At 65.7% G+C, this 14,255-nt stretch carries 15 protein-coding genes; 12 read left to right on the top strand and 3 right to left on the bottom strand.

The features are described 5' to 3' along the window. Nucleotides 1-3: 3 nt before the first annotated feature. From hemB to SL003B_RS09635, 5 genes are all read left to right on the top strand, one after another. Nucleotides 4-999 carry a porphobilinogen synthase gene (hemB, locus tag SL003B_RS09655; protein WP_193371741.1) on the top strand — a complete coding sequence of 332 codons (996 nt, stop codon included), beginning with the start codon at nucleotides 4-6 and terminating at the stop codon, nucleotides 997-999. A 44-nt stretch (nucleotides 1,000-1,043) separates the two neighbouring features. Next, on the top strand, nucleotides 1,044-2,285 hold the full coding sequence (locus SL003B_RS09650) for a threonine ammonia-lyase (protein WP_013652651.1): 1,242 nt from the start codon (nucleotides 1,044-1,046) through the stop codon (nucleotides 2,283-2,285). A gap of 59 nt (nucleotides 2,286-2,344) precedes the next feature. Continuing rightward, complete coding sequence (locus tag SL003B_RS09645) at nucleotides 2,345-2,833, top strand: RDD family protein (protein ID WP_013652650.1); 489 nt, start codon at nucleotides 2,345-2,347, stop codon at nucleotides 2,831-2,833. Between the two features lie 128 nt (nucleotides 2,834-2,961). Further along, nucleotides 2,962-4,791, top strand: coding sequence for an SLC13 family permease (locus SL003B_RS09640; RefSeq protein ID WP_013652649.1), 1,830 nt, complete (start codon nucleotides 2,962-2,964; stop codon nucleotides 4,789-4,791). A 30-nt stretch (nucleotides 4,792-4,821) separates the two neighbouring features. Further along, complete coding sequence (locus SL003B_RS09635) at nucleotides 4,822-5,565, top strand: arginyltransferase (RefSeq protein WP_013652648.1); 744 nt, start codon at nucleotides 4,822-4,824, stop codon at nucleotides 5,563-5,565. A 103-nt stretch (nucleotides 5,566-5,668) separates the two neighbouring features. On the opposite strand, the gene SL003B_RS23715 is transcribed toward SL003B_RS09635, so the two are convergent. From SL003B_RS23715 to SL003B_RS09620, 3 genes are all read right to left on the bottom strand, one after another. Then, nucleotides 5,669-6,538, bottom strand: coding sequence for a hypothetical protein (locus SL003B_RS23715; protein WP_013652647.1), 870 nt, complete (start codon nucleotides 6,536-6,538; stop codon nucleotides 5,669-5,671). A gap of 108 nt (nucleotides 6,539-6,646) precedes the next feature. Continuing rightward, the gene (locus tag SL003B_RS09625; protein WP_013652646.1) at nucleotides 6,647-7,315 is read right to left on the bottom strand and encodes a uracil-DNA glycosylase; all 669 of its coding nucleotides are present in this window, start codon (nucleotides 7,313-7,315) and stop codon (nucleotides 6,647-6,649) included. Next, nucleotides 7,312-7,899 carry a LabA-like NYN domain-containing protein gene (locus SL003B_RS09620; protein WP_013652645.1) on the bottom strand — a complete coding sequence of 196 codons (588 nt, stop codon included), beginning with the start codon at nucleotides 7,897-7,899 and terminating at the stop codon, nucleotides 7,312-7,314. Before SL003B_RS09620 ends, SL003B_RS09625 begins: the two co-directional genes overlap by 4 nt. Before the next feature lie 356 nt (nucleotides 7,900-8,255). Here SL003B_RS09620 and rpoZ point away from each other — a divergent pair, with 356 nt between their 5' ends. The 7 genes from rpoZ (at nucleotide 8,256) to rnc (ending at nucleotide 14,251) form a co-directional block, all read left to right on the top strand. Next, a complete protein-coding gene (gene rpoZ, locus SL003B_RS09615; RefSeq protein WP_013652644.1) occupies nucleotides 8,256-8,654 on the top strand; it encodes a DNA-directed RNA polymerase subunit omega in 399 nt (132 codons plus the stop codon). 73 nt (nucleotides 8,655-8,727) lie between these two features. Continuing rightward, entirely contained in the window at nucleotides 8,728-10,935 is a 2,208-nt protein-coding gene (locus SL003B_RS09610; RefSeq protein WP_013652643.1) for a RelA/SpoT family protein, read from the top strand. Nucleotides 10,936-10,963: 28 nt separating this feature from the next. Further along, nucleotides 10,964-11,545 carry an orotate phosphoribosyltransferase gene (gene pyrE / locus SL003B_RS09605; protein WP_013652642.1) on the top strand — a complete coding sequence of 194 codons (582 nt, stop codon included), beginning with the start codon at nucleotides 10,964-10,966 and terminating at the stop codon, nucleotides 11,543-11,545. Between the two features lie 40 nt (nucleotides 11,546-11,585). After that, on the top strand, nucleotides 11,586-12,176 hold the full coding sequence (locus SL003B_RS09600; protein ID WP_013652641.1) for a DUF2062 domain-containing protein: 591 nt from the start codon (nucleotides 11,586-11,588) through the stop codon (nucleotides 12,174-12,176). A gap of 46 nt (nucleotides 12,177-12,222) precedes the next feature. Beyond that, nucleotides 12,223-12,672, top strand: a complete 450-nt coding sequence (gene acpS / locus SL003B_RS09595) for a holo-ACP synthase (RefSeq protein ID WP_013652640.1) — start codon at nucleotides 12,223-12,225, stop codon at nucleotides 12,670-12,672. A gap of 100 nt (nucleotides 12,673-12,772) precedes the next feature. Continuing rightward, nucleotides 12,773-13,525 carry a signal peptidase I gene (gene lepB / locus SL003B_RS09590; protein ID WP_041375474.1) on the top strand — a complete coding sequence of 251 codons (753 nt, stop codon included), beginning with the start codon at nucleotides 12,773-12,775 and terminating at the stop codon, nucleotides 13,523-13,525. Between the two features lie 21 nt (nucleotides 13,526-13,546). Further along, entirely contained in the window at nucleotides 13,547-14,251 is a 705-nt protein-coding gene (rnc, locus tag SL003B_RS09585; protein ID WP_013652638.1) for a ribonuclease III, read from the top strand. Nucleotides 14,252-14,255: the final 4 nt, after the last annotated feature.

Here is a 14,255-nt window from a genome sequence, read left to right as displayed (position 1 = left end):
ACCATGGACGACCTGCTCGGCGGGCGGCGCATGCGCCGCAACCGGCGCGCCGACTGGTCGCGGCGCCTCGTGCGCGAGACGACGCTCGAGGTCGACGACCTGATCTGGCCGATGTTCCTGGTCGACGGCACCGGCGTGCGCCAGGCGGTTCCGTCGATGCCGGGCGTCGAGCGCCTGTCGGTCGACGAGGCCGTGCGCGAGGCCGAATATGCGGCCAGTCTGTCGATCCCGGCTCTCGCCCTGTTTCCCTACACCGATCCGACGCTGCGCGACGCCACCGGCAGCGAGGCGCTCAATCCGCAGAATCTCGTCTGCCGCGCCTGCCGGGCGATCAAGGCGGCGGGGCTGAACATCGGCCTGATCACGGACGTGGCGCTCGACCCCTATACCAGCCACGGCCACGACGGGCTGATGAAGGGCGAGACGATTCTCAACGACGAGACGGTCGACCAGTTGTGCCGGCAGGCCCTCAACCAGGTCGAGGCTGGCGCCGACGTCATTGCGCCCTCCGATATGATGGACGGACGCGTCGGAGCGATCCGCCAGAGTCTCGACGGCGAAGGCCACCGCGACGTGCAGATCATGTCCTATGCCGCCAAGTACGCCTCCGCCTTCTACGGCCCGTTCCGCGACGCGGTCGGCACCAGCAAGACGCTCGTCGGCGACAAGCGCACCTACCAGATGGACCCGGCCAACACCGACGAGGCCCTGCGCGAGGTCGAACTCGACATCGAGGAAGGCGCCGACATGATCATGGTCAAGCCCGGCATGCCCTATCTCGACATCGTCTGGCGGGTGAAGGACGCCTTCCGAGTACCAACCTACGCCTACCAGGTCTCGGGCGAATACGCGATGATCAGCGCGGCGGCGGCCAACGGCTGGCTCGACGGCGAGCGGGCAATGTTGGAAAGCCTGATGGCCTTCAAGCGCGCGGGCGCCGATGGCGTGCTGACCTATTTCGCCCCGAAAGTGGCGGAACTGCTGAAGCGCGGCTGCTGACCACGGCGCCCGCACGCTCCCTCCGCACCGGCCAGAGGCCCGCCATGGCGCTGTCGTCCCTTCCGCCGATCAGCCTCGCCGACATCGAGGACGCCGCTCGTCTCATCGACGGGGCGGTGCTGCGCACGCCCTGCCTGCCGGCGCCCAAGCTATCGGCGCTGACCGGCGCCGACATCGTGGTCAAGTACGAGAACATGCAGGTCACGGGCGCGTTCAAGGAACGTGGCGCGCTGGTCAAGCTGCTGTCCCTGAGCGAGGCCGAGCGCCGGCGTGGGGTCATCGCCATGTCGGCCGGCAACCACGCCCAGGCCGTCGCCTGTCACGCCGGCCGGCTCGGCATTCCCGCCACCATCGTCATGCCGGAGCCGACGCCGTTCGTGAAGATAACCGCGACGCGCGACTACGGCGCCGAGGTCGTGCTTGCCGGTGACACGCTCGCCGAGGCGCGCGCCAGAGCGCAGGCGTTGGCCGACGAACGGGGCCTCGCCTGGGTACATCCCTACGACGATCTCCACGTCATCCGCGGCCAGGGCACCATTGCCCTGGAAATGCTCGCCGAGGCGCCCGACCTCGACACGCTGGTCGTGCCGATCGGCGGCGGCGGATTGATCTCCGGCATTGCCGTCGCGGCCAAGGCGCTGAAGCCGTCGCTGTCGGTGATCGGCGTCGAGGCGAAGCTTTATCCCTCCATGTGGGGAGCGATCCACGGCAAGGACGTCGCCTGCGGCGGCCCGACGATCGCCGAGGGCATCGCCGTCAAGGACGTCGGCACGCTCACGCGCGCAGTCGTCGAGCGGCTGGTCGACGACATCCTGCTCGCCGAAGAAAGCGCCATCGAGCGGGCGATCAACGCCTATCTGACGCTGCAGAAGACCCTGGCGGAGGGGGCCGGTGCCGCGGGCCTTGCCGCGCTGATCGGCGAGCCGGAACGCTTCCGCGGCCGCAGGGTCGGCCTGGTGCTGTGCGGCGGCAACATCGACCCGCGCCTGTTGTCATCGATCGTGATCCGGGAACTCGCCCGCGACGGGCGGCTGGTATCGGTCCGAATCGACACCCCGGACCGACCCGGCGTGCTCGGTGAGATCACCACGCTGATCGGTCGGATGGGTGGCAATGTCGTCGACGTCTCCCACCACCGCCTATTTCTCAACGTGCCGGCCAAGGGCGCCACGCTCGACGTCACCTTCGAGACCTTCGACGCCGCGCATGGCCGAAGGATCGTCGCCGCGCTGGAGGACAAGGGCTACGCTGTGCGCCTGATGGATGTCGCGGAGGCGATCGACTGAGGCCGATTGCGGCGTAGCCGCGCGCTTCCTACATGTGTCGCCGACCGAAGGAGACCGCCGTGACCTACGATACGAGCCTGGGCGAACCGCGACGCGACGCGTTCGATCCTCTCATCCGTCCCGAGTTGTTCGAGGGCGTGCGCACGAAGCGCGTGTTCGCCTTCTGCATCGACGTGCTGGCGATCGCCGTGCTGACCTTCGCGGCCGGCATCCTGGTGTTTTTCCTCGGCATCTTCACCCTCGGCCTCGCCTGGTTCTTCTATGCCTTCCTGTGGCAGGCGGTCGCGCTGATCTACACGGCCTTCACCCTCGGCGGCCGAAACGCGGCGACGCCTGGCATGCGTGCCATGGGCCTCGAAATGCGTCTGTGGTATGGTGCAAGGCCCTATCCGCTGCTCGCCGCCATGCATGCGCTTACGTTCTGGGTGTCGGTCACGCTGCTGACGCCGCTCGTGCTGCTCGTGTCGCTGTTGAGCGACCGCAAGCGGCTGCTGCACGACCTGATCCTCGGCACCCTGGTGGTAAACGCGCCGTCCGCGCGCAACTGATCGCCCGCCCGCAGCTGCGGGCGGTGCCGGATGGCCGGCAACGGCCGCCCCGCCGTGCTTTCGACGCCATTCATTTCCGCGCCGCGATGCACTATGGTGCGATGGCTTGAGGCCATTCGGACAAGTATATGCAACCAATCGATATTCCGATGGCGCTCACCTTTCTGGTGATCGCATCGACAATTGTTCTCTATGCTCTCGAGCGCTTTGCCATTGAGGTCGTTGCGCTCGGTTCCGTCGTCGCCCTTATGGCGATATTCACGCTCTTTCCCGACGGGATCCAGAAGCCGGTAGCCCCGACGGATTTCCTCCAGGGCTTCGCCAATCCTGCGCTCATCACGGTGATCTGCCTGCTGATCATCGGACAGGGACTGTTCCAGACCGACGCCCTCGACAAGCCGGCGCAGTTCATCGTGCGCCTGACACGGGGGCGCACGAGCCTCGCGATCGTTCCCCTGCTCGTCGGCGTCGGCGCCCTGAGCGCGTTCTTGAACAACACGCCGGTCGTGGTGATGTTCCTGCCGATCCTCAGTGCCGTGGCGGCGACGATGGGCATGTCGGCCTCGCGGGTGCTGATGCCACTGTCCTTCATCACCATCCTTGGCGGCATGACCACGCTGATCGGTTCCTCGACCAATCTGCTCGTCGCCGACGTCGCCGCCCAATCGACCGATCTCAGGCTGCAGTTCTTCTCCTTCACGCCGATCGCGTTGCTGGTCGGCAGCACCGGCATCCTGTACGTGCTGTTCGTCATGCCGCGTCTGCTCAAGCCGCGCCAGACCATGGCCGACGAGGTGAAGGGAACCTCCGGCAAGCAGTTCATCGCCCAGATCGAGATCACCTACGGCCATCCGCTGGTCGGCGCGGCCTCGGTGTCGGGCATGTTTCCCGCACTGAAGGACATGACCGTCCGCCTCGTCCAGCGCGGCGAGCAGCCGATCCTGCCCCCCTACGAGAACGTTGTCCTGTCGCCCGGCGACACCGTGATCGTGGCGGCCACCCGCAATGCGCTCGCCCGGGCCCTGTCGCAGCGCCAGCCGATCATGGCTCCGGACGGCGCCGCGCCCGGCGAGGGCAGCGAGCAGCACGCGCCGCTGCCCGGCTCCGTCACCCTGGCCGAAGCCGTCGTCGCGCCGGCCTCGCGGCTGATCGGACGCACGCTGGCGCAATCCGGCTTCCATGCCGAGACCGGATGCGTCGTCATGGGCATCCAGCGGCGCAGCCGCATGCCGCGCATGGCCATGAACGCCATCCGCCTCGAGGCCGGCGACGTCCTGCTGCTGGCCGCGCATCAGCGCGACATCGAGCGACTGCGCGGCAACCGCGATGTCCTGCTGCTCGACTGGTCGACGGCCGAGGTGCCGAGGCGCCGGTTCGCGCCGCGCGCTCTTGTCATCTTCACGCTGGTCGTCGCGGCTGCCGCCAGCGGCCTGGTTCCCATCGTTACCGCCGCCGTCGCCGGCACCTTCGCCATGGTCGTCAGCGGCTGCCTCAACGTGCGACAGGCACTGCGGGCGATCGACAGCCGGATCTTCATGCTGGTCGGGGCCTCCATCGCCGCCGCCACGGCGCTGGAGGGGACCGGCGGCGCCCTCTACATTGCCTCGTCGCTGGTCGATCTGCTCAACGGCCAGAGTCCGGCGATCGTGCTGTCGGCCTTGTTCTTCCTGGTCATGGTGCTGACCAATTTCCTGTCGAACAACGCCGCCGCCGTGCTGTTCACGCCGATTGCCGTCGGCATCGCCAACCAGAGCGGCCTGCCTCCTGAAGCCTTTGTCGTCTGCATCATCCTGGCCGCCAACTGTTCCTTCGCCACCCCGATCGGCTATCAGACCAACCTGATTGTCATGGGCCCGGGTCACTACCGGTTTTCCGACTTCATGTTGGCGGGAACGCCTCTCGCGCTCATTCTTTGGTTGACCTTCTCGGTCGTGGCGCCATGGTATTATGGGTTATAAAAGTTTGGACGCCCCAACCGGACAACGGACGTGACCCGCCACTCGATCGACCACCCGCAGTTCTACCTGACCGCACCCGCACCCTGCCCCTATCTGGACGGCAGGCAGGAAAGGAAGGTGTTCACGCATCTGGTCGGACATCAGGCGGTCGCCATGAACGACATCCTGACCCAGGGCGGCTTCCGGCGCAGCCAGAACATCGCCTACCGACCAGCCTGCGAAGGCTGCCGGGCCTGCGTGTCGATCCGCGTGCGCGTCGACGATTTCGAATGGACCCGGTCGTTCAGGCGCCAGTGGCGCCTCGGCGCCGGCCTGATCGGCGCTGAACTGCCGCCAGCTCCGTCGTCGGAGCAGTACGACCTGTTCAAGAGCTATCTGCAGGCTCGCCACGAGGCAGGCGGCATGGCGGAGATGAGCGTGCTCGACTATGCCATGATGGTCGAGGATACCCATGTCGCGACCATGGTGATCGAGTACCGTCGACGCGGGCCGGACAGTTTCCTCACCCGACGCGGTGACGGCCCCCTCGTGGCCGTGGCCCTGACCGACCGCATGGCGGACGGGCTGTCTATGGTCTATTCCTTCTACGATCCGCAGCGGCGAGACCTTAGCCTCGGCACCTTCATGATCCTCGACCACATCGAGCGCGCGCGGCGCATGCACCTGCCCTACGTCTACCTCGGCTACTGGGTCGATGGCTCGCCCAAGATGGCCTACAAGGAGCGGTTCCGCCCGCAGGAACACCTCGGCCCCGACGGCTGGTCGCTGGCCTGACTTGCTGGCCTGACTTGCTGGCCTGACTTGCGGGCCTCAGTCGCTCGCCCGAAGTCGCTGGTTCAAGACGCCTCCCGGCCCCGCACCGACCTCGAAGCGCCCGTCAAACCAAGGCCGGAAGGGCGTGGGAATGGATGTCCTCGGCGCCGGCGGCGCGGAGGATCCCTGCCGCGCGCTCCTCATGCGCGCCGTCCCTGGCCCGAACCCACAACAGCAGGCCGCCGCGCTGGAGGTGCTGCTCGATCGTCGCGGCATGGGCGTCGCCAAGCATCCCGGCAAGCAGGGCGCCGAAACCTGCCCCGATCCCGCTCGCGATGGCGACCGCGGCGATCGCTGCGGCCAGCGTGCCGCCCGTAGCCACAACAGCGGCAGCTCCGATCATGGCCGGGATGTAGATGAAGCCGCCGAGGATGGCGCCTTCGGCGTCGCCGACGGATTCGGTCGAGACATAGGCCATGGTCGGCACATCCGGCCTGTCCTCGATCTCGCGCACGGACACGACCTTGCCGGCGAATTTTTCGGCGACCGCCGCCTCGCTGGCGAGGATACTGAGGTCTGCCCGGTCGAAGCCGTTGGAGAGCAGATCGTCCACCGCCTGCTCGAGACGTTCCGCAGAATGGAACAGCCCGACCACCTCGGTACGGGTCTGATAGGCCACGGTCTCGCCGACACGGATCGCCGAACGCGGCAAGCCGTGCTGCTTGGTCGGCGCCACGCGCTCTAGGTCGACCCCGTCGGTGAGGCTGTCGAGCGCCGTCAGGATCCGGCCGTGCAGGTCGCCGTTTCCGCCGGGCATCCCTTCCTCGGTGGCGACAGCCGCCTCGGCGACGTCATAGGCCCAGCGCCGCAGGATCTCGATCTTCTGCTCGGAACGCAGGGAAGCGCTCTTCACCACGTCCTCGGGGCACGAAAACTGCGACGCCGCGTCGAGCAGCGCCTTCTCCACGTCGATCGGTCGGTCTAGTCCGCTCATCGTGCATCCTCCCTGCATGATCCGATTTTAGAGAGAGGACACATCGACGGCCTCTCTGCGTTGATCGCGATCAAGATTGCACGCAGCAGCAGGTCAACACCGCAAGATCTATGCGGTCTCGTCGAGGAAGCAGCGCATGTCGGCGAACACGGCGCGGAACATCTCGCGCGTCAGACGGCCAGTGTTGGTGTTGTAGCGGGAGCAATGGTAGCTGTCGAACAGAACCAGGGAGCGCGTGCCGAGGTCGTGCCTTCGACCATGGCCGAAGGCGAAGTCGGCACGCCGGATGTCGAGTGTCGACAGAAAGGTCTCGTGCGCAATGCGCCCGAGCGCCAGCACCGCGCGCAGGCCGGGATACGCGTCGAGGGTGGCAAACAGGAACGACCGACAATTAGCTATCTCGCTGCCGACCGGTTTGTTGGCCGGAGGTACGCAGCGCACGGCATTGGTGATCGCTGCGCCGACGAGCTCCAGCCCGTCGTCCGGGCGCGCCTCGTAACGGCCACGGGCGAAGCCGAAATCCAGCATGGTTTCATAGAGGAGATCGCCGGCATAGTCGCCGGTGAACGGCCGTCCGGTGCGGTTGGCGCCGCGCAGGCCGGGCGCGAGACCGACCACCAGCAGCCGGGGGTCCGGGGCGGCGAAGCTCGGCACCGGCGCATTGAACCAATTGGGAAAGGCACGCTGGTGTTCATGGCGGAACGCTACCAGCCGGGGACACCGGTCGCAGTCGAGCGGCGGATCGCAACGATCCGCCGCCGGCGTGTCCGAGATCAATAGTCCTCGTCCTCGTCGATGTCGCGCTCGCGCTCCGACGGGCGGGACGGTCGGTCGGCCGGATCGCGGCCGACCTTGGCCGCGAGCGTCGCCAGATCGATGAAATGGTCGGCCTGACGGCGCAGGTCGTCTGCGATCATCGGCGGCTGCGTCTGCAGGGTCGACACCACGCTGACCTTGCGCCCCTTGCGTTGCAGGGCTTCGACCAGCGAGCGGAAGTCGCCGTCGCCTGAGAACAGGACTATATGGTCGACATGATCGACGATCTGCATGGCGTCGACCGCCAGTTCGATGTCCATGTTGCCCTTGACCTTGCGGCGCCCGCTCGCGTCGACGAATTCCTTCACCGGCTTGGTGATGACCTTGTAGCCGTTGTAGTCGAGCCAATCGATCAGGGGACGAATGGACGAATACTCCTGATCTTCGATGATTGCCGTATAATAATATGCGCGCAGAAGGTAACCCTTCCCCTGGAATTCCTTGAGGAGCATTTTATAATCAATATCGAAACCGATTGCCTTTGCGGTCGAATAAAGATTCGCGCCATCAATAAACAAAGCGATCTTTTCCCGAGAATCAAACATACTGGCCCGCCTTTCTTTTTATTCGCCAATTTCCGAAACGAAACGGAAGCGTGAGTAGCGTTTCCGGTCTCGCGGCTGTTCTGCGAACAGTTTCAGCGCCGCTTCTTATTTACATGTTCATTTTTGTCTTACACCCGCGCGATCATGATTTTGTGCATTTTTAATGACCGCTTCGATGCCCCTACTACAAGCAGAGGCGTCGTCGCAATCGTAAACATAGAACCGGGCGCCGCGTCGTCTCGTTTTTTCACCCATAATTGCGCAGGCCTGTTCGCGCGGACACGACAAGGGTTGCGCCGTGCCTCGCGGACGCTTATACGCTGGCGGTTCGAGTTCCCTAGACATGGAGACGTCTCATGGCGCGCGTGACCGTCGAGGATTGCATCGACAAGGTCGAAAACCGGTTCGAGCTGGTGCTCCTGGCGGCCCACCGGGCGCGGATGATTTCCAGCGGATCGCCGCTGACCGTCGACCGCGATAACGACAAGAACCCGGTCGTCGCTCTGCGCGAGATCGCCGACCAGACGGTGAGCCCGGAAGATCTCAAGGAAGACCTGATCCACTCGCTGCAGAAATATGTCGAGGTCGACGAGCCCGAGCCGGAGGCCGTGCCGCTGGTTCCCTCCAGCCAGCAGTCCTCGACCCAGGTCAATGCCGTCGACGACGCGAATGTCGAATTCGACCGCATGTCCGAGGAAGACCTGCTGCGCGGCCTGGAAGGTCTTGTCCCGCCGGAGCGTTCGGACGACATTTGATGGGTGCAGCGGGCCCGTCGCATGACCGGGCGGGCCTGGCTGCCGTTCCCCTCCGTCCAGTCCGGCTCCGGCCATGATGCGTCAATACGAACTCGTCGAACGAGTCACCCGCTACAACCCGAATGCCGACGAGGCCTTGCTGAATAAGGCCTACGTCTATGCGATGCAGAAGCATGGCAGCCAGATGCGTGCATCTGGCGACCCCTATTTTTCCCATCCGCTGGAAGTCGCCGCGATCCTGACCGATCTGCGCCTCGACGAGGCCACCATCGCGGTTGCCCTGCTGCATGACACGATCGAAGATACCGATGCCACGCGCTCGGAAATCGACACCGTGTTCGGCGAAGAGATCGGAAAGCTGGTCGAAGGCCTCACGAAGATCAAGCGCCTCGACCTGGTGTCGCAGAAGGCCAAGCAGGCCGAGAATTTCCGCAAGCTGCTGCTGGCCATCGCCGACGACGTCCGCGTCCTCCTGGTCAAGCTTGCCGACCGCCTGCACAACATGCGCACGCTGCAGCACATGCCCGAGCACAAGCGCGGGCGGATCGCCGAGGAGACGATGGAGATCTATGCGCCGCTGGCCGGGCGCATGGGCATGCAGGACATGCGCGAGGAGCTTGAGGACATTGCTTTCCGCACGCTCAACCCCGAAGCTTTCGACACGATCGCCGAGCGGCTCGAGACGCTGCGCGCGCGCAACAAGGGCCTGATCGCCGAGATCGAGGAAACGCTGACGGCGCGGCTGGCCGAGCGCGGCATCGCCGCCATCGTCAAGGGCCGGGAGAAGCGTCCCTACTCGATCTTCCGCAAGATGCAGCAGAAGTCGCTCGGCTTCGAGCAGCTGTCGGACATCTACGGCTTCCGCGTTATCGTCGGCACGGTCGAAGCCTGCTACCGGGTGCTCGGCGTCATCCATACCACCTGGTCGACGGTTCCCGGTCGCTTCAAGGACTATATCTCGACGCCGAAGCAGAACGACTACCGCTCGATCCACACCACCATCGTCGGTCCGAGCCGCCAGCGCGTCGAGCTGCAGATCCGCACCCAGGCGATGGACCGTGTCGCCGAATACGGCATCGCGGCCCATGCGCTTTACAAGGACGGCGAGATGGGCGGCCGCAACATTGCCCGCCTGACTGAGGAAAGCCGGGCCTATGACTGGCTGCGGCGCACCATCGACCTGCTGTCGCAGGGGGACACCCCGGAAGAGTTCCTGGAAAATACCAAGCTCGAACTGTTCCACGATCAGGTGTTCTGCTTCACCCCCAAGGGCCGCCTGATCGCACTGCCGCGCGGAGCCACCCCGATCGACTTCGCCTATGCTGTTCACACCGGTATCGGCAACACCTGCGTCGGGTGCAAGATCAACGGCAAGATCATGCCGCTGGTGACGGAACTTCGCAACGGCGACGAGGTCGAGATCATCCGTTCCCAGGCACAGACGCCGCCGCCTGCCTGGGAATCGATCGCCGTCACCGGCAAGGCGCGCGCTGCGATCCGCCGGGCCACCCGCGAGTCGATCCGCCGCCAGTACGGCGCGCTCGGCGAGCACATCCTCCAGCGCGCCTTCGTACGCGCCAACAAGGTCTATTCGGAAGACCTCCTGGAAGGTTCGCTCGGCCTGCTCGATCAGTCGAGCGTATCCGATCTGCTGGCGGCCGTCGGACGCGGCGAGATCAGCGCCCAGCAGATCGTCAAGGCGGTGCACCCGGACTACCAGGACGAGCGCGCCGGCATCGTCAGGCCGGAGCCCGGCGAGGGCTGGTTCGATCTGGAAAAAGGGGCCGGCCTCAAGTTCCGCATTCCGGTCGCTCAGAGCGAAGACAGTGCCGTCCTACCGATCCGAGGCCTTTCCGGCGACATTCCGGTCACCTTCGCGCCCAACGGCGGCGCCGTGCCCGGCGACCGCATTGTCGGCATCCTGACGCCGTCCGAAGGCCTGACCATCTACCCGATCCAGTCACCGGCACTGAAAGAATTCGACGACCAGAGCGAACGCTGGATCGACGTGCGCTGGGACATCGACATTGACAACCCTGAGCGTTTTCCGGCGCGCATCAGCGTTTCGGCCTTGAACGAACCCGGCTCGCTTGCGACCATCGCCCAGATCATCGGCGATAACGGCGGCAACATCGACAATCTCAAAATGGTGCGCACGGCGCCAGACTTTCACCAGATGCTCATAGATCTGGAAGTATGGGATCTGAAGCATCTCAATCGCATCATCAACCAGCTCCGGGCCAAGCCGAACGTATCGAACGTGTCACGTGTGAACGGCTGAACCGGACGGGAAGGGGAACCAGGGATCCATGACGCGGGACGACGTCCTCTCCATCTTTCGCGACGCCGGGGCGATCCTGGAAGGCCATTTCATCCTGACCTCCGGCCTGCGCAGCCCGGTGTTCCTGCAGAAGGCCCGTGTGTTCATGTACCCGGACAAGACCGAGCGGCTGTGCAAGGCGCTTGCCGAGAAGATCCGCGCGTCCGGCGTCGGCCCGATCGACTTCGTCGTCTCGCCGGCCGTCGGCGGCCTCATTCCCGGCTACGAAACCGCGCGTCATCTCGGCGTTCCCGCCATGTGGGTGGAGCGCGAGGGCGGAAAGTTCCGCCTGCGCCGGTTCGAGATGCCCCGGGGCGCGCGGGTGCTGATCGTCGAGGACATCGTCACCACGGGCCTGTCCTGCCGCGAAACGGTCGAAGCCCTTAAGGACCTCGGCGCGACCGTGGTCGGCGTCGCCTGCCTGATCGACCGATCCGCCGGCGAAGCGGACGTCGCTGCGCCGCTGGTTGCCCTGACCGACTACAAGGTACCCGCTTACGAAGCGGACAATCTTCCGCCGGAATTGGCTGCCATTCCGGCCGTGAAGCCCGGCAGCCGGAACCTCGCCTGAACCCGGCCCCAGGGTCCAACGCCACGGAGCCAGGTCCTCCATGCTTTTCCAGCGCCGGAACAGGCCAAGCCGGATCGAACGCCTGAGGATCGCCGTCTGGCCACGCAACAGCTGGATGCGCTCCTTCCGCTATTATGCCAAGCGTGTCCTGCGCCTGAGCGCCAGCCCGAACGCGATCGCGCTCGGCTTTGCGGCGGGGGCCTTCGCCTCCTTCACGCCATTCATGGGCTTCCACTTCCTGATCGCGGCCGCCATCGCCTATGTGATCAGGGGCAATCTGCTCGCCTCCGCCCTCGGCACCGCCGTCGGCAATCCTCTCACCTTCCCGTTCATCTGGGCGACGACCTACAAGATCGGCAACATCATTCTCGGTGCGGATCGCCCGGCGGCCACGCCGCACGGGTTTTCAGGCGATTTCCACGACCACCTGTTCAGCAAGTCGTTCGATGCGCTCTGGCCGCTGATCAAGCCGATGCTGATCGGCGCGGTTCCGCTCGGCAGCGTCGTCGCCATCATCTTCTACGTCCTCGTCTATCAGGGCGTACGCGCCTACCAGGACCGGCGCCGGCGGCGGATGAGCGACATCCGAAATGGCGCGGCAACCCTGCCGACGCCTGGAGGGGAGCCCTGATGGTGCACCTCCGCAAGACGTCCGGCACCTGGATGGGACGGTCGGCATGATCATCGGCATCGGCAGCGACCTGGTCGATATCCGCCGCATCGAGAAGACCTTGGCGCGGTTCGGCGACCGCTTCACGCAGCGCGTGTTCACCGAGACGGAGCGCCGACGGTCGGACCGCCGTGCCGAGCGGGCCGCCTCCTACGCCAAACGCTTCGCCGCCAAGGAGGCCTGCTCGAAGGCGCTCGGCACCGGCATCCGGATGGGCATTGCCTGGCGCGAGATGGGCGTCGTCAACCAGCCTTCCGGGCGGCCGACCTTCGAACTGGCCGGCGGCGCTGCCGAACGGCTCGCGGCGATGACGCCGGACGGTTTCGTCGCCCGCATCGACCTGACGATCACCGACGACTATCCGCTCGCTCAGGCCTTCGTCGTGATTTCCGCATGGCCGAAGGACTGGCCAACGGCGCGGCAGGCGGATCGGCAGAGAGACGATACGGGCGATTGAACGCCGCCGCCGGCGCTGGCGCGTTGCCTCGCCTGCGCCGAACCGGTACAAGTCGCCGACGCCGGCACCAGACCCGCGGCGAATCCATGCGAAGGACAAGATGAGCGTGACGGACAACAAGAAGGCCAAGGAAGGCAGTCTCTACGAGACGGTCAAGGTGATCGTGCAGGCCCTCCTCCTGGCACTGATCGTCCGCACGCTGCTGTTCCAGCCGTTCAACATCCCGTCCGGATCGATGATGAACACGCTGCTCATCGGCGACTACCTGTTCGTCTCCAAATACAGCTACGGCTACAGCCGCTATTCGTTTCCCTTCGGCCTCGCGCCAATCTCCGGCCGCGTCTGGGCGACGGAACCCGAGCGCGGCGATGTCGCCGTGTTCAAGCTGCCGCGCGACAATTCGACCGACTATATCAAGCGCGTGATCGGCCTGCCCGGCGACGAGATCCAGATGATCGACGGCGTCGTCCACATCAACGGCGAGCCGGTCAAGCGCGAGCAGATCGACGACTTCATCGAGAGCGACGGCCGCGGCGGCCTGCGCCGCGTGCCGCGCTTCCGCGAGACGCTGCCGAACGGGGTGTCCTACGACACGCTGGATCTCACGCCGCGCGGCCAGGGCGACAACACCCGGGTCTACAAGGTTCCCGAAGGCCACTACTTCATGATGGGCGACAACCGGGACAACTCGACCGACAGCCGGGTGCTGAGCGCGGTCGGCTACGTGCCGTTCGAGAACCTGATCGGGCGCGCCGAGGTGATCTTCTTCTCGGTCGCCGACGGGGAACCGGCCTGGATGGTGTGGAAATGGCCATGGACCGTCCGCTGGGACCGGCTGTTCCAGACGTTGTAGGACCGGACGGACGAACGCGGCATGGCACGTTCTGGACGCGGCACGGCAGACACTCTGGAAGGCCGTCTTGGATACAGCTTCCAGGACAAGGCCCTGCTGATGCAGGCCCTGACCCATGCAAGCGCGCTGAACGCAGGCGGCGCGGCCAGGGGCAGCTATCAACGGCTCGAGTTCCTGGGCGACCGCGTGCTCGGACTTGCGGTCGCGACGATGCTGCACCGGCATTTTCCGCTGGCCGACGAAGGTGAACTGGCGCGCCGCCTGAACCACATGGTCAAGCGCGAGACCTGCGCCGACATTGCGCTCGAGCTCGACCTCGGTGAGGCCATGCGCATCAGCCAGAGCGAGGCGCAGACTGGCGGCCGGCGCAAGACCGCGCTGCTCGCCGACATCTGCGAGGCGGTGATCGCAGCAATCTACCTGGACGGCGGCTTTCCGGCCGCCGAAGATTTCGTGCGCCGACTGTGGGAGCCGCGTATGCTGGCGTGGTCGGGTCCGTTACGTGACGCCAAGACGACGCTGCAGGAATGGGCCCAATCCAAGGGCCTGCCCGCGCCGGGCTACCAGGTGACGACGCGCGAAGGCCCCGATCATGCGCCGGTGTTCGTCGTCGCCGTGACTGTGAGCGGTTATGCGCCGGGCGAAGGGCGTGGCGGCTCGAAACGCATCGCGGAACAGAACGCCGCGGAGGCGGTATTGCGCCGGGAAGGCGTGTGGACGGAGTAGGGAA

The sequence above is a fragment of the Polymorphum gilvum SL003B-26A1 genome, assembly GCF_000192745.1.
Classification (GTDB): Bacteria; Pseudomonadota; Alphaproteobacteria; order Rhizobiales; family Stappiaceae; genus Polymorphum; species Polymorphum gilvum.
Note: the sequence above shows the minus strand (reverse complement) of the source record. Positions and strands in the feature narration are given on the sequence as shown.

Coding starts and splice junctions, on each gene's coding strand:
- SL003B_RS09640 (WP_013652649.1), top strand. CDS start 2,962: ATGCAACCAATCGATATTCCGATGGCGCTCACCTTTCTGGTGATCGCA.
- SL003B_RS09600 (WP_013652641.1), top strand. CDS start 11,586: ATGCTTTTCCAGCGCCGGAACAGGCCAAGCCGGATCGAACGCCTGAGG.
- SL003B_RS09620 (WP_013652645.1), bottom strand. CDS start 7,899: ATGTTTGATTCTCGGGAAAAGATCGCTTTGTTTATTGATGGCGCGAAT.
- lepB (WP_041375474.1), top strand. CDS start 12,773: ATGAGCGTGACGGACAACAAGAAGGCCAAGGAAGGCAGTCTCTACGAG.
- SL003B_RS09650 (WP_013652651.1), top strand. CDS start 1,044: ATGGCGCTGTCGTCCCTTCCGCCGATCAGCCTCGCCGACATCGAGGAC.
- pyrE (WP_013652642.1), top strand. CDS start 10,964: ATGACGCGGGACGACGTCCTCTCCATCTTTCGCGACGCCGGGGCGATC.
- SL003B_RS23715 (WP_013652647.1), bottom strand. CDS start 6,538: ATGAGCGGACTAGACCGACCGATCGACGTGGAGAAGGCGCTGCTCGAC.
- rpoZ (WP_013652644.1), top strand. CDS start 8,256: ATGGCGCGCGTGACCGTCGAGGATTGCATCGACAAGGTCGAAAACCGG.
- hemB (WP_193371741.1), top strand. CDS start 4: ATGGACGACCTGCTCGGCGGGCGGCGCATGCGCCGCAACCGGCGCGCC.
- rnc (WP_013652638.1), top strand. CDS start 13,547: ATGGCACGTTCTGGACGCGGCACGGCAGACACTCTGGAAGGCCGTCTT.
- SL003B_RS09610 (WP_013652643.1), top strand. CDS start 8,728: ATGATGCGTCAATACGAACTCGTCGAACGAGTCACCCGCTACAACCCG.
- acpS (WP_013652640.1), top strand. CDS start 12,223: ATGATCATCGGCATCGGCAGCGACCTGGTCGATATCCGCCGCATCGAG.